Source organism: Paenibacillus sp. FSL R5-0928, from assembly GCF_037970385.1.
GTDB classification, from domain to species: domain Bacteria; phylum Bacillota; class Bacilli; order Paenibacillales; family Paenibacillaceae; genus Paenibacillus_AQ; species Paenibacillus_AQ odorifer.
Genome location: NZ_CP150225.1, coordinates 5,554,920 through 5,569,343, shown reverse-complemented (window position 1 = coordinate 5,569,343; position 14,424 = coordinate 5,554,920). Strand labels below are relative to the sequence as shown.

Below are 14,424 nucleotides of genomic sequence, written 5' to 3'. Positions count from 1 at the left end.
GATGGCATTTAAACACGGTGTAAGCATTATAGAGCAAGCTACATCTGTACTCGCTCCAACACAGGCGAGCAGTGGTATTCCATTCGCAGTAGGTACAGCGCCTATCACTCTGGCGTCAGCAGCGGTGCCAGCGAACACTCCCGTACTTGTCCATACGTATGCAGAGGCAGTAGCAGCGCTTGGTTACTCGGACAATTGGAAGGATTACACGCTATGCGAACTTATTTACTCACATTTTGCTTTGTATGCGATGGCTCCAATGATCCTGGTCAACGTGCTTGACCCAGCCACACACAAGACAACAGTAGAGCCGGCTGCTATAACCGTTGCAAACCGAGTGGCTACATTACCTGTCAGCGGCGTAATGCTTCTAACACTGACTGTTAAGTCCTCGGATGGGACCAAAACCTTTCTCAAAGATAAAGATTATACAGCGGCTTTTGATGACGCTGGGCATGTGGTTATCACCACCAAGGCAAGTGGTGATATCGGGGCAGCAATTGCATCATTGCAAGTGGGGTATGACAAACTGAACCCTTCAGCTGTTGATGCAGACGACATTATTGGTGGGGTAACGCTTGACGGTTCCTATACTGGATTTGAATTAGTGAATCAGGTATACCCACGCTTTGGTATTCTACCTGATTTGCTGGTTGCTCCGGGTTGGTCACATAAACCAACAGTGGCAGCCGTGATGAAAGCAAAATCAGGTAACATTAACGGCAATTTTAAGACTATGGCTTTGGCCGACATTGACCCAGCACAGCCATACACTGACGCAGGAGTTTGGAAGTCGGACAACAATTATACTGGACCATTACAAATTCCAGCCTACCCTCTACTTACGCTGGGAGATAAGGTTTTTCATTACTCTACTCAACTTGCCGGACTAATTGCAGCGACAGACGCGGCAAATGGAGGTATTCCGTTTGCCTCTCCATCGAATAAATCACTTCAAGCGGATGGAACTGCACTAGCTAGCGGAAAAGACATTTTTCTGGGGATTGATCAAGCTAGTTATCTTAACAGTCTAGGCATAATGACTGCATTGAATCTTGGAGTAAGCGGTTGGAAGTCTTGGGGTAACTATACCGGAGCGTTTCCAGGTGTAACAGATCCAAAAGATAGTTTTATCCCGATTCGCCGTATGTTTAACTGGGTTGGAAATAGCCTGATTCTGACCTACATGCAAAAGGTTGATGACCCGATGAATAAGCGCCTGATCGCTGCTGTAACGGATTCGGCTAACATTTGGCTAAATGGGCTTTCAGCATCTGGTGCGTTACTAGGTGCACGCGTTGAATTTCTTGAATCCGAGAATCCTGTAACGAGCTTGATGTCTGGGAAAATCGCTTTCCATGTATATATTACGCCGCCAGGACCAGCACAGGAAATTGATTTCTTGCTTGAATATGACACAACTTACCTAGCTGCAATGTACGCAGCGTAGAAAGGAGAAGCACACATGCCAAAAAGATCTGAACGGGTTATAGACTATTCCGTGTTTTTGAGCGGAACGGAATACTTAGGGACAGCTACGGCTGACCTTCCTGAAATTTCGTTCCTGTCTGAAACGATTAAGGGAGCCGGAATTTCTGGGGAAATCGACGCTCCATCCCCAGGACAGACCAGCGCAATGACGCTTACGCTGAACTGGAATGTCGTGGAGAAAGCTTCTCTAAAACTCTTAGCTCCGGTCGTTCATGCTCTTGACCTTCGAGCCTCCATTCAACAATTCGATACTGCCACGAATGAGTATAAGGAATCGGCACTTAAAATTACTGTTCGCGGACGTCCGTTGAGTGGTGGACTAGGGGGGCTTGAAGCTGCAACGGCTATGAGTTCGACAACCGCATTCTCGATTACTTATCTTAAAGTTTTGATAGATAACGAGGAGATCCTTGAAATTGATAAATTAAACTACATTTTCAAGGTGCTTGGAAGAGATTACATGGCTCAAACACGTGCTAATCTAGCATTGTAAATCATAAATCCCAAACGCTTGGGAATTTGAGGAGGAAACGAAATGTCAGAAGAAACGCAGGTTGCGGCAGAGGTTTATACCTTTGCCAAACCCTTTACATTTGAAGGGCAAGAGGTTAAAGAAATTACCCTTAATTTCGATGATATGTCAGGAAACGATATTATCGCGTGTGATCGGCAATATCGCGCAGAACAGAAAGGCGCTATGTCCTTTTCTCCTGAGTTAGACAAGGTATACCAAGCATATGTAGTTGCTAAGGCTGCTGGTGTGCACGTTAGCTTAGTTCTTGCATCCAAAGCAAAGGATTTTACTGCGTTGACATTGAGGGCTAGAAATTTTTTGCTGCTGTAGGCTGTGGAGACAGTGAGGGAATTAAAGACCTCGCTGTCTCTTTAGCCATGATTACCTATACACCAGTCTCTTACTATTTGAGCTTGCCACTTGATGAACTCAGGGACTCGGTGGAGCGGGTAAATAGATTACGGAAACGGAAGGGGAGTAAATAGACCGTGGCAGGAAGAAGTAGAGAATATGATATTGCCTTTCGGCTAAATGGACTCATGGATCCCTCATTCCGTCAATCCATGGGCAACGCTGAGCGCCATATTGAGGAACTAGAACGCGCATTAAGGGAAATGTCTCGGCGAGGAGATTTGGACGATGTAAGGCGTGATGCAGATCGAGCAGATGATTCTTTACGAGATTTGAGGGACAGTGCTGGTGGCTTTGGTGATACACTACGACAAGTGGGGGAGTATACAGGAGCATTTGCCTTGATTCAAGGTGCTGCTGGCGGTATGCAAAATATCGTAGGAACCATTGCTGATCAGTCTGATGCTATGGCTCAGCTTCAGGCTGCAACTGGTGTAACTGCAGAAGAAATGCTTGTGATGAAGGACAGCGCTGAATCCCTTTATAATGATCGTCTTGGCGAGGATTTCAACGACCTGGGTGCTGCCCTTGCAACAGTTCGGCAAGTGTCACAGGCTACGGGTGATGAGTTAGAAAGTATGACTAAGAACGCTATTGTGTTTAGAGATGTGTTTGGTGAGGATATTACTCAAAGTATCAAGGCATCAGACACAATGATGAGAAACTTTGGTGTAACCTCAGAGCAAGCATACAACCTCTTGGCTCAAGGAGCGCAAAATGGACTTAATAAGTCTGACGAACTGATTGATACAGCCAATGAGTACAGTGTCTACTTTAAAACTCTTGGTTATGATGCCGAAGGAATGTTTGATGTATTTGCAGCAGGGCTTGAAAACGGCGCTTTTAATCTGGATAAAGTCGGTGACGTTGTAAAGGAGTTCGGGATCCGGATTAAAGATGGTTCAAAATCTACAAACGATGCTATATATGCTCTGTTTGCGCCGGAAGATATCAATGAGTGGGTCACAGCATTTGTTAAAGGCGGGAAAAAATCGGCTCAATACATGGAGCTGATGAAAAAAGAAGGTAAGGAAACTGCAGAAGTTCTTCTAAAGGATTTCACAAAAGGTGGAACTACTGCAGAAAAGGCGATGAAGGATCTGCAGATATATCTCGGGGGCGGAAACCGCATCTTTGACGGTATAACTGATGGTTCGATTACTGGACGCCAAGCCATGGAAGAGATCATTGTAAAGCTGGAAGAAATCGAAGATCCTATCTACCGTAGTCAAATCGCGGTTGCTTTATTTGGGACGCAGTTTGAGGATATGGAATCCAAAACGGTCCTTGCTTTAGGAACAGCTCGCAAACAGTTTGATATGACTAAAGAAACGATGGAAGAGGTAGCTAAGGTTAAATACGATACCTTAAGCAAAGACTTTCAGGCAGTGGGAAGGCAACTCATGACTGAGCTTGTAATTCCAATCGGTGAGGACTTAATGCCAGCACTTCAAGGTATTGCTGACTGGATGGGCGATAATACCGAAATATTAAAAGCCATTGCACTTGCAGCACCAGCGGCGTTGATTGGTAAGTCTGTAACCAAAATCGTTAAGGGTTTTGGGACAATTACGACAGCGGCTGACGGAGCTGGAGGGGCTGCAGGAGGCTTCACAAAAGCTTTGGCGCTATTAACTAATCCTGTTGGACTTGCTGTTACTGGTGTAGCTGCTCTTTCTTTAGGTGTTTTGGCTTATAAGAAACATCAGGAGAACGCAAGACAAGAACTAATTCATATGGGCGAAACACTCAAAGAGACAGGTGAACAGTACCAGGAAACAAAGGATAAGGCTAAGCTTACAAATGAACTAATATGGGAATATGATCAGTTATCCCAAAAAATAGGTAACAGCGCAAATAGTTCTGAAGAGTTGGCAGCACAGCAAGAGAGAATGGAAGAAATAACAAAAAAATTGCAGGAGCTGCATCCGACAACTATTAGTCAATATGATATTGAGAATGGAAAGCTTCGTGAAAAGGCGGGTCTCGCTAAAGAAATAGCTGATGCCGATGAAAAGTTAGCAAAATTACAGCTTGAAAAGGAAATTGCTGAAGCTGAACAAAAGTTACCCGATACTACAAATTTAATTAAAGATTTGGAAAATCAAGTCGCTGCTGCAGAAGCCCAAACTGATGCCATATCTGAGGCTATACCTAAGTTTAAAGAATACTCAGAGCAGTTTGAGCGATTAATGATGATGCCCGGAACTGAAGAACAGAAAAAACAAATTGATGAGTTGGTTCAGAAGGCGAAGGAAGCTGGCGAAGCAGTTGGCATATTTATCAATAGCTCAACAGACTTGAATGGATTAGATTCCTACGCTAACCAATTAGCTTCAGAGCAAGTAGATGCTCTTGATACTTTAATAACCGCATCCAAAGAATTAGATGACACAAAGCAGAGTTACCAGGAACTCTACGATAAGCAAAGGCAATTAATAGAGTTAAATCTGGGGGGGACGTTAGGGGAATATGCACAGAAATTTGGAATTTTAGCTGACGAAGGAAAGGCCAAGTTTGATCAATCAGTTTCTGCGGCTAAAGATCTTAATGACCAAATGAATTTGATTCCTTCGGAGAAAAAAATAAACATCGAATTTTTGTACAAACATACTGGTCAATACTTGCCGGAAGCATCCAAAAACGTAACAGATATAACAAATTCTCTATTGCCTAAACAATTTCGAATGGATCAATATGCGGAAGGAGGTATTGCGACAAAGCCTAGTATTTTTGGTGAGGCTGGTCCAGAAATCGCAATCCCAATTAACAATAAGCAACGATCTCGCTCCTTACTCGATATGGCTAATGATTTAATGGGTTATAACAGTAACTCAGGTGAAACGGTAATTCAGGTGAACAACGCTCCGGCGATTACCATCCCAGGGGTCGATCCATCCATCATGCAATCGGTAAACGATGCGATAAAGCAAGCGAATAACGCTTTGGAGCGGCGCTTAAATGAAATCGTTCAACAGCAAAGGCGGGTGAGTTTTCAATGACCACCACATATAGAACCCTTCAAGGCGATACCTGGGATGGTATCGCTTTTAAGTTGTACAAGAATGAAAAGTTAATGACATTGCTTATTAACGCAAATCCCGAGCATGTAGGAACTGTTGTGTTTTCAGGAAATGTAATCTTAGTTGTGCCAGATATGCCAGCAGATGCCTCTGAGACGCTTCCTCCGTGGCGTAGGGAGAACTATATATGGAACTAATGCAAGACGCTCGTAGAGCAGTGCTAGTGTTATCATACAACGGCAAGGATGTTACGAAGGACATCGCCAAAGCATTAACTGATTTTCAGTTTAACGATGCGGCTCCAGGTACGCTTGATAATCTCTCTATTACTTTGGAAGACAGAGAACGGAACTGGCAGGGCCCTTGGTCACCGACTGAAGGTGATCGGATTACAGGTGAGATTCGCACAATCAACTGGGATGGTCCGGGCGAGATTAAAAAACTTCCCCTTGGCTCATTTGAAGTTGATTCTTTTGATTTTAAGGGACCACCAGATACAGTAGCTATTAAAGCTATATCATTGCCTGTCAGTTCGGATATTAGGCAAGAAAAACGTTCACGAAGTTGGGAAAAGGTAGCGTTGAAGACAGTCGCTACGCAGGTTGCAAAAAGTGCAGGGCTGAAGCTTCTTTATGAAGCTATAGATAATCCTTCCTATGATCGGCTTGAGCAGTCTCAACTATCTGATCTTGCTTTTCTGTTAGAAACAGCGACGAAGGAAGGAATTGCGATTAAAGTATCTAACGGATCTCTTGTGCTCTTCGATGAGTCTGTTTATGAGAAAAAACAAGCAATTGCAACGATTATACGCGGAGAGGATAACGTAAAAGGTTATGGATTCTCATGGGGAACGGCTTATACAGCTTATCGCGCGTGTGAAGTGTCTTATACAGATAGTAAGTCTAAAAAGACTGTAAAAGTGACCTATACACCGCCGGGAGCCCCCAAAAGAGGGCCTATACTAAAGATTAACGAGCAAGCAGATTCTCAAGCAGCAGCGCTCAAGTTAGGTCGAAAAAGACTGCGAGAGAAAAACAAGGAGGCGGGAAGAGGGACTTTAAGCCTTATGGGTGATATCCGCATGGCAGCAGGTCTGACGATCAACATAAAGGGTTGGGGGCGATTTGATGGTAAATATATTATCGTATCAGTCAATCATGCTATAGGCGGTAGTGGTTTCACAAGTGATTTGGAAATCAGAAAGGTATTGGGGTGGTAGTATGATTGTGATTGGTCAAGTATCGACATCAGATGCAGCAACTGGCAGTGTGAGAGTCGCCTTCCCAGATCGTGATGATTTGGTATCTGGTGAGCTTCCTATTATTCAGCAGGGAGGCTGGGGACGTGGGAACGCCGTACCGCAACCTGGAGAAACTGTACTATGTGTCTTTTTGGATAACAGCCGTAGTTCAGGCTATTGTCTAGGCACTTATTACGGATCAGAGGAAAAGGCACCTGGGACAATAGATCAGCGGGGTATATGGTTTGAAGACGGTAGCTACGCCTACTATGACCGTGCAACTAAGACTCTTAACCTCAAAGCAGTTAGCGGCGTAAAGATTGATGGTAATCTAACCGTAACTGGCAAGATAACGAGTGGAGGGTAAGACATGGGAAGCCAAAATTATGTAATGTCCAAGATTGGCAGTCTTGGTCCAGTGACTTTCGTTGTTTCAGAAGGAGCTACGCGAACGATTGACGAGTTCACTCGTAATACTGCTGGACGTTGGGCACAGCATGATATCATCGGCAAAAAGCCTAAAAAGGAGTGGCTAGGACCGGGAATTGACTCGGTGTCGTTTTCGGTGCAGTTAGATGCGCGGCTCGGACTGAATCCCCGAAAAGAGCTGGACCGACTTACTGAGTTGGGTAGGGCAGGCAAGGCGCTACCGTTGATAATTGGACGTAAGGGTGTAGGAACTGGGCTTTGGATAATTACAGACATGTCTCAAGCTTGGGAAACCCTGGACAACATTGGTAATGTTCTCACATCAAACGTGAACATTACGCTGGAGGAGTATGTGAAATGATCTATACCGTTGATATGACTCAGCCATCAACAATCAATTTTGCGCCAGTGAGCAAAGCGGAGGAAGTGGCTCAGAACATCCGAACAATATTATCCACTCCTCTCGGTAGCGCACCACTGGCACGAGATATTGGGATCGACTACAGTTTAGTTGATGAGCCTTATCAAATCGCACAAGCAAGATTAACTGGTGAGATTTACACTGCTATTGCTGAGCAGGAACCGCGAGCGCAACTCATTGATGTATCTTTTAACGGAAAAATCACGGACGCTTTGACAGGGCGTGTAGCGGTTGTAGTGAGTTACACACTGACAGAGGAGGTAACGTAATTTGGTGCAATACGTAGATCTACCAGAGATACAGTTTGTTGCTGAAGATGCGGCGGACATACAACAAAACATTATCACTATGTACGAAGGTTTAATTGACAGTACTCTTCAGCCTGCCGATCCGGTAAGGCTTTTTTTGTCTTCTCTAGCAGCTATTATTGTGCAGCAGCGAGTACTTATTAACCAGACGGCTAAGGGTAATCTTCTTAGAAATGCTTCTAATGTTGTGCTAGATCATATGGGAGCATTTCAAGGTTCTGAACGATTGGAGGCATCTGCAGCTATTACGACACTGGAATTTTCACTTTCGATTCCCTTGGCATCTGCAAAGCCTATCACATCAGGAACACGTGTTGGAGCACAAGGTGGAGATGGTTCAATTTTTTTCACTACTACTGAATATTTAGAGATTCCAGCAGGAGCAACAACGGGAGTAGTTACAGGCGAGTGTTCGACTGCTGGGGTAGTTGGTAACGGGTATCTTCCCGGTCAAATCAATGTTCTGATGGATCCATTACCATTTGTCCAGTCTGTGACCAATACCACGATAACTAGTGGTGGGGCGGCAGCTGAGACTGATGAGGCATTTCGGGAACGAATAAGGACAGCTCCAGAATCGTACAGTACTGCCGGGCCTCGGGGGGCTTATGAGTTCTGGGCAAAGTCCACATCTGCAGCAATCCTGGATGTATATGCTTACTCTCCATCTGATGGAACCGTTCGGATTGTACCGCTGTTGTCTGGTGGAGTTATACCAGGGCAGGATGTACTTGACGCTGTATCGGAGACGCTCGAAGACAGAGGAGTGCGACCGCTGACAGATAAGGTGACGGTAGCAGCGCCAACAGCAGTACCTTACAATACCGTGCTGACTTATTACATCAGCAGAAGTAGAGCGGCAGAGTCAACAAATATACAGGCAGCTGTTACGGCTGCTGTGACTACGTATCAGCTTTGGCAAAAATCAAAATTGGGAAGACACATTAACCCGAGTGAGCTAACCGCACGTGTAATGGCAGCGGGTGCGTTAAGGGTGACAGTGACAGCGCCAGCTTATTCAGCTATACAGCCGACTCAAGTGGCGCAAGAGGGGGCTACTACACTGACCTATGGGGGGCTCGTAGATGATTAACATCCAAGCGGCTAGCCTACTGGATATTCTCCCGCCAAGTATTGCGAGTGATCCGGCGATTGTCGCTGCAGCTACGGCACTTGATTCAGAATTACAGGCGGTTACTGAGGAAATTCGTAGACTGGATATTTACGGACGATCATCTGAGTGGACGAGTGCAGAAACGGACGAACTAGCTTGGCAGTATCATGTTGATTACTATGATCCGGAATTACCGATTGAGCAGCGAAGACAGTTAGTAGCTAATGCTATTCCGTTCCATCGACGAAAAGCCACACCTTCAGCTGTTGAGGATCTAATTACAATTCTGTTTGGGGAGGGAAAGGTAGAAGAGTGGTCTGAGTACGGTGGCTCTCCGTTTCACTTTCAGGTGGTCACTAACAACCCTGATGTTACTAACGACAGGGCAGAGGAATTTATCAGAGCCGTAGAGTCGGTGAAACGTCTCTCTGCAAGACTAGATAGGGTCACGATATCACAAACAGAAGATTTAGAATTATATTTCGGTGGAGCCTTGCACATGGGCGAAATCATGAGAGTAGGGGAATAAATGGGCGCATTTGGGAGTTTTACTCTAACAAACAAGGGCAGGACGCTTCAGTCAAAAGCCCAAGCCGGATCAAAGCTAAATTACACAAGGATTGCCGTCGGGAGTGGTCAACTCGGTGGGCAGTCTATTTTATTGCTTAATGGACTTATTGATCAGAAAAAATCATTGCCTGTAACACGACTGAGAATGCAACCACCAAACAAAGCTGTCATTGGTACGGTTCTATCAAATCAAGACGTAACAACAGGATTTTATTTCCGGGAAATTGGTGTGTTTGCTCAAGATCCTGATGAGGGAGAAATCCTATATTGCTATACTAACGCGGGAACCGATGCTGAATATATACCTGCTGTTGGCGGTAGTAATGTAATAGAAAAGACCATTGACTGCATTGTGGTAATTGGTACAGCGTCAAATGTATCAGCTACAATCGATGATTCTTTGGTATTTACAAGAGAATCTGAATTTAACGCTAAGTTTGACGCATCCGGAGGACATAAACACACAGGAGCTGCAGGTGATGGTCCTAAACTCACCTCTGCTAGTTACGCGGGAGGATCTGTCAATGATGCTGCTCTTGGTACACGCACAGCAGATCCTGCAACTTCTACTGCTTATGGCTTAGTAGGCTCGATTACTCAGTGGTTTTCATGGATTACTAAGTACTTCAAAGCCATCACAGGGAAAGCAAATCCGTTTGATGCTCCAGACATCACACTAGCTGCGACTAAGACACACGTTGACGACACTACAAGGCACATCACCGTCGCTGAGCGTACTGCTTGGAACGCAGCAGAGAGTAACGCAAAGAATGCATCTATTCCTAAGACAGAAAAGGGTTCTGCTGGTGGAGTAGCCTCATTGGATACTGATAAGCACATTCTTGCAGATGGTATAAAGCTAGGATCAGCCCTCTCAGAGAGAGTGTTTAAGTTCTCTTTTCCAGAGGGGGTAGAAAATCAAAAAATTGATATTTTCAGAACAGGGATTCTTAGTGGATTTATTGAAGTCACTGTAACAGGAGTTTGGAACAATAGTAATGCAGTAGGGAAGATCACAAAATTGTTTTCTGATATGGCTAATTCCTCCGGAGTAATAAATTCAACAGACTCCATGTACACGGATGCTTTCGGTCCCATCGTACAAGAAATTTCTATCGGAGAGTTCGCTTGGGACTCACCAAATAACAGATGGAAGATAACTATTGAGGGTAGAAAGAATCGGGGAAATTCGTACGTAGTTGTTATACGGGAGGTTAGTGGTACGGATAACAGGAGTTGGGGGATTACTGCCCCGTACACCGGAGTTGCTACAACTCTTCCTATGTCTGTACAGACTATCCCTGACGACACTGCAACAAAATCCGGCTACCTAATCCAGAAACATAAGCTAACAGAGCATGATGGTAGAAGCATTCGTTTAACTCTCGGGACTGACCTAAACACAATCCTCAGCAATGGTTTTTATAACGGGTACGCACTTGTTAATGCACCGACTGTAGCGAACGTATGGTATTACGTAGAAGTGCAACGGCATTATGACAATGATACCTACGTTTTACAACGAGCCACGTTATTGAGCGGCTCTGGTGGAGAAAAGCCTGTCCGGTATGAACGTATATGTAAACAAAGTACATGGAGTACTTGGGTAGAGATAGAGGGAGCAGACAAAAAGAACGTAGCTAACGGATATGCGGGACTGGACGCAAATGCTTTTGTCCCTGATGTCCGTTTATCGGGAAACATCGCCAGAACATCGCAAACCATACCTGCTAAGACAGATTTAAACTCGTTTAGAAACGAAGGTGACTACTTCTGCCCTAGTAATGCAAATGCGGCAACTGTCTTGAATATGCCTACAGCTATTGCCGGACAGGCTTTTTACCTCAGAAATAACATACATGCAGGGATTAACCAATCCATAGTATCGTACAACTCCACAGCGTTTAGAATTTATACACGTAACTATTACTCGGCCGCCAACCCTCAATGGTCAGAATGGATGGAGATAGAACACAGCGGAAGAAAGAATGTAGCTGGTGGTTATGCTGGTCTTGATACTCTTGCTAAAGTACCACGCACTAACACATATAACTCACTCGGTGGTCCGTCAACGATACCAGCAGTAGATTTAGACCTCGCGCTCACCGCAGGCGTATACCCTATTAGCCCTGTTACGCTTAATAAGCCAGCAGCTAGTATGTGGGGGCAAGTGTTGGTTTTTGTCAGTGGTGCAGAAACGCATAATAATGCGAATACCTGGACATGGCAGATAATTCTTCAATCCAGCGGCGGATCCCATGTAAGGTTTAAGGATGCTGCGGCGGCATGGAGTCCCTGGGTTCCAATGTGGACGGGGAATAATGACGCTCCATTGTTCATGACTAGAAACCTAATAGCGAACAGTACAGATTTGAATACGGTTGTAAACAACGGTGTGTATTCCATCTATCAACCTACCGGATTAACGAACGCGCCTCCTGTAACGTATGGGCTTCTATCCGTGACTAAAGGGGACACCACAACCAACTATGTCAAACAGGAAATCGTGGATATCATACCGGGTACTGTGTACTCAAGAAGTAGAAATGGAGGATCTGGCTGGAGTTCTTGGGTGACTACTATCACTAGTGCTGGTGGCAACTTCACTGGCGCTGTATCAAGAACGTACAGCGACAAATCTGTTAAGTATAGCAACCTGGCAACTCATTACGCTGGCATAGATGGGCAGACAGGTACTTTGAAGATCACGCTTCCTGTCGGGTGGAATGCCGCAATGATGAGCATCAAAATCACCGGGTATGATTACTCCAGTCGTGGAGCATGGGAAATTTTAGTTGGTGGGTATAACTTCAACACGGGATGGATGAACTATTCTGCTTCCGTAACCAGTGGCAGTTTGCCGTTCTCTTCCGTCCGACTTGCTTACGATGGTTCAAAGTGCTGCATCCTCCTTGGAACTACCACAACAGTTTGGAAGTACCCTAACATAGAAGTGACCGAAGTATTAGCTTCTCACAACGGGGCAACTGGATTAGGTGGAGCCTGGGCAATGGGCGTTGTAACGACTGAGACGGGGATTACTAACATCGTGAATGCTCCTTTAGTAGGGGGGAATGCTGACTCAGTAGGTGGATATTCTGCTGCGCAGGTTACGCAAGGTACACTTGCCTATGCTGTTACCTCTGGTACTACTCCGACTCTGGCTGCTACTTTTAATCCAGCAGTTGCAGCCTTAACAGCGGGTTTACGGGTAACCATTAAAGCACATGCAGCTACAACTGGTCCGGTTACACTCAATGTAAATGGTCTGGGCGCTAAATCTATCAAAAAGCCAAATGGCAATAACCCGCCTTTGGCTCTTGGTGGTGTCTATACGGTTGTATACGATGGAACGGCTTTTATCTTACAGGGTGAAGGGGGTGAATATGGAACAGCTACAGCAGCGGAAGTTCTGGCGGGAAAAACGATAGGCACAGAAAACGGACTGGTGAACGGGACAATGCCGGACAGAACTAGAGCCGGAGACAGCCTAACCTATACCACAGCCTTGTCAGCTAAAGGGGATGGATTAGGGAGCCTTGTCATGGAACCTCAGACGGGGTACTATGCTTCTGGACTTAATTCCGGTGGATTTGGGACACTGTTATCCGTTGATCCCAATTTTGTACCATCAAGCATTTTGTCTACGAGATCAATTTTTGGAGTTCAGGGTTCCATTCCTGTTATCACATCTGGTGATGATGTAGCGATAGGAGTGGGAAGATGGCCTAACGGAGACTTAGCGGGTTATCCGCGTGAAGGGTATAGAAAGGGAGGAGCCGGAGCTGGAGAGTTAAAGGTTACAGTAGGGCAATTACAAAGTATTGGTTACAGACAATATGCTTCGGGAAGGTCTAGTAAAACAGGGGGAGCTGTAAACATTCAGTATACAGACGGAACGTCATACGCTCAGGATATGGGGAATGTTACAGGGTTGTGGTTTACACCCAGAATCATTACCGCAGTGTATACAAATTCACAAGGACAAAAAACGGTTACGACTTACATCGCCTCGATAGGCGAAGTTGTGATGTCTCCTTATGATACCGCCAGATGTAAAAGGGCTTTGCTTTCTCAAAATCCGGGCATCGTGGTTAATTCAAGCGGGTTCACAATGCCAGTATTTCCGTACAATTTGTTTGGTGCGGACTTTGAATGGGAAGCATGGGGGTAATTAATCCAAGGTATATCTCTTTTGCAATTAATATTAGTTGTTAAGCTTTAAGATAAAAAGGAGGTTTTATGATGGAAATCGGAATGAAGATATACTTTGAAAAAGCAACAGGAAACGTGGTAGTAAATACGGGTGAACAGGTAGGTAGGTTGGTAGTGGAGACAACCGAGGATCAGGACTTTGCAACATATAAGGCACTGGCTGAACGGGTCCGCGATACCATTGGTGTAGTAAAGATTAAATACGGTCAGTTTCGTCGAGAATTTGCGGAGTGTAATGGCTACCGCGTTAATCCTGATACGGAGGATTTGGAGTTTACCTATCCTGGGGAAGTGCCGGCAGATGTGTTAATTAAACGAATCGAAATGGTAGAGGGAGAAAAAGCTAAAACGGTTCAGGAGCTAGAACAAACCAATAAGAAACTTGTAGAGACCTTGGAAAGACTTGATCAAACCGAAACACAACTGCAAGAAGCGCAGCTTGCTCTTACAGAAAATTACGAAGAGTTACAGACTGCGAAACAAGAAGCGGCAGACGCACAATTGGCGCTCACAGAGCTTTATGAGCTGGTACTTGCCGGACAACCCGTAGCACCTACAGAACCTGTAGTGGGAGGTGAAATAGATAATGGCTAAAATATATGCAAGCTTGATCCGTAAAGGACTTAAGAAGTTAGAGCAAGTACCGGAGATTATCCGTGAGGATGTCGCAGCCGAGCTAAAAGAATAG

At 45.1% G+C, this 14,424-nt stretch carries 14 protein-coding genes; all 14 read left to right on the top strand.

Going from position 1 to position 14,424, the window contains the following annotated elements; all coding sequences use genetic code 11:
- Position 1: 1 nt before the first annotated feature.
- The 14 genes from MKZ16_RS25185 to MKZ16_RS25120 all read left to right on the top strand — a co-directional run bounded on the left by MKZ16_RS25185 (position 2) and on the right by MKZ16_RS25120 (position 14,424).
- Complete coding sequence (locus MKZ16_RS25185) at positions 2–1,450, top strand: phage tail sheath family protein (protein ID WP_339814860.1); 1,449 nt, start codon at positions 2–4, stop codon at positions 1,448–1,450.
- Positions 1,451–1,465: 15 nt separating this feature from the next.
- Positions 1,466–1,984, top strand: coding sequence for a phage major tail tube protein (locus tag MKZ16_RS25180; RefSeq protein WP_076106931.1), 519 nt, complete (start codon positions 1,466–1,468; stop codon positions 1,982–1,984).
- A gap of 42 nt (positions 1,985–2,026) precedes the next feature.
- Positions 2,027–2,335 carry a hypothetical protein gene (locus tag MKZ16_RS25175; protein ID WP_076106933.1) on the top strand — a complete coding sequence of 103 codons (309 nt, stop codon included), beginning with the start codon at positions 2,027–2,029 and terminating at the stop codon, positions 2,333–2,335.
- Positions 2,336–2,637: 302 nt separating this feature from the next.
- Entirely contained in the window at positions 2,638–5,418 is a 2,781-nt protein-coding gene (locus MKZ16_RS25170) for a phage tail tape measure protein (RefSeq protein ID WP_339814857.1), read from the top strand.
- Positions 5,415–5,636 carry a tail protein X gene (locus tag MKZ16_RS25165; RefSeq protein ID WP_076103656.1) on the top strand — a complete coding sequence of 74 codons (222 nt, stop codon included), beginning with the start codon at positions 5,415–5,417 and terminating at the stop codon, positions 5,634–5,636. The genes MKZ16_RS25170 and MKZ16_RS25165 overlap by 4 nt, the downstream gene beginning before the upstream one ends.
- Positions 5,627–6,658, top strand: a complete 1,032-nt coding sequence (locus MKZ16_RS25160) for a late control protein (RefSeq protein WP_339814855.1) — start codon at positions 5,627–5,629, stop codon at positions 6,656–6,658. Before MKZ16_RS25165 ends, MKZ16_RS25160 begins: the two co-directional genes overlap by 10 nt.
- A 1-nt stretch (position 6,659) precedes the next feature.
- Positions 6,660–7,046, top strand: a complete 387-nt coding sequence (locus tag MKZ16_RS25155) for a hypothetical protein (protein ID WP_076106912.1) — start codon at positions 6,660–6,662, stop codon at positions 7,044–7,046.
- Positions 7,047–7,049: 3 nt separating this feature from the next.
- Positions 7,050–7,469: a phage tail protein gene (locus MKZ16_RS25150; RefSeq protein WP_256715544.1), complete on the top strand. Its 420-nt coding sequence runs from the start codon at positions 7,050–7,052 to the stop codon at positions 7,467–7,469.
- Positions 7,466–7,798 carry a GPW/gp25 family protein gene (locus MKZ16_RS25145; protein ID WP_076106910.1) on the top strand — a complete coding sequence of 111 codons (333 nt, stop codon included), beginning with the start codon at positions 7,466–7,468 and terminating at the stop codon, positions 7,796–7,798. Before MKZ16_RS25150 ends, MKZ16_RS25145 begins: the two co-directional genes overlap by 4 nt.
- A 4-nt stretch (positions 7,799–7,802) precedes the next feature.
- Positions 7,803–8,930, top strand: coding sequence for a baseplate J/gp47 family protein (locus MKZ16_RS25140; protein ID WP_076106916.1), 1,128 nt, complete (start codon positions 7,803–7,805; stop codon positions 8,928–8,930).
- A complete protein-coding gene (locus tag MKZ16_RS25135; protein WP_339814850.1) occupies positions 8,923–9,480 on the top strand; it encodes a phage tail protein I in 558 nt (185 codons plus the stop codon). Before MKZ16_RS25140 ends, MKZ16_RS25135 begins: the two co-directional genes overlap by 8 nt.
- The gene (locus MKZ16_RS25130) at positions 9,481–13,695 is read left to right on the top strand and encodes a phage tail protein (protein WP_339814849.1); all 4,215 of its coding nucleotides are present in this window, start codon (positions 9,481–9,483) and stop codon (positions 13,693–13,695) included.
- 68 nt (positions 13,696–13,763) lie between these two features.
- A complete protein-coding gene (locus MKZ16_RS25125) occupies positions 13,764–14,330 on the top strand; it encodes a hypothetical protein (protein ID WP_179090040.1) in 567 nt (188 codons plus the stop codon).
- Complete coding sequence (locus tag MKZ16_RS25120; RefSeq protein ID WP_218640545.1) at positions 14,323–14,424, top strand: CD1375 family protein; 102 nt, start codon at positions 14,323–14,325, stop codon at positions 14,422–14,424. Before MKZ16_RS25125 ends, MKZ16_RS25120 begins: the two co-directional genes overlap by 8 nt.

Bases quoted from the DNA above. Each gene is read 5' to 3' on its own strand.
- MKZ16_RS25185 (WP_339814860.1), top strand. From the start codon at position 2: ATGGCATTTAAACACGGTGTAAGCATTATAGAGCAAGCTACATCTGTA.
- MKZ16_RS25125 (WP_179090040.1), top strand. From the start codon at position 13,764: ATGATGGAAATCGGAATGAAGATATACTTTGAAAAAGCAACAGGAAAC.
- MKZ16_RS25120 (WP_218640545.1), top strand. From the start codon at position 14,323: ATGGCTAAAATATATGCAAGCTTGATCCGTAAAGGACTTAAGAAGTTA.
- MKZ16_RS25175 (WP_076106933.1), top strand. From the start codon at position 2,027: ATGTCAGAAGAAACGCAGGTTGCGGCAGAGGTTTATACCTTTGCCAAA.
- MKZ16_RS25150 (WP_256715544.1), top strand. From the start codon at position 7,050: ATGGGAAGCCAAAATTATGTAATGTCCAAGATTGGCAGTCTTGGTCCA.
- MKZ16_RS25165 (WP_076103656.1), top strand. From the start codon at position 5,415: ATGACCACCACATATAGAACCCTTCAAGGCGATACCTGGGATGGTATC.
- MKZ16_RS25180 (WP_076106931.1), top strand. From the start codon at position 1,466: ATGCCAAAAAGATCTGAACGGGTTATAGACTATTCCGTGTTTTTGAGC.
- MKZ16_RS25155 (WP_076106912.1), top strand. From the start codon at position 6,660: ATGATTGTGATTGGTCAAGTATCGACATCAGATGCAGCAACTGGCAGT.
- MKZ16_RS25145 (WP_076106910.1), top strand. From the start codon at position 7,466: ATGATCTATACCGTTGATATGACTCAGCCATCAACAATCAATTTTGCG.
- MKZ16_RS25130 (WP_339814849.1), top strand. From the start codon at position 9,481: ATGGGCGCATTTGGGAGTTTTACTCTAACAAACAAGGGCAGGACGCTT.
- MKZ16_RS25160 (WP_339814855.1), top strand. From the start codon at position 5,627: ATGGAACTAATGCAAGACGCTCGTAGAGCAGTGCTAGTGTTATCATAC.
- MKZ16_RS25135 (WP_339814850.1), top strand. From the start codon at position 8,923: ATGATTAACATCCAAGCGGCTAGCCTACTGGATATTCTCCCGCCAAGT.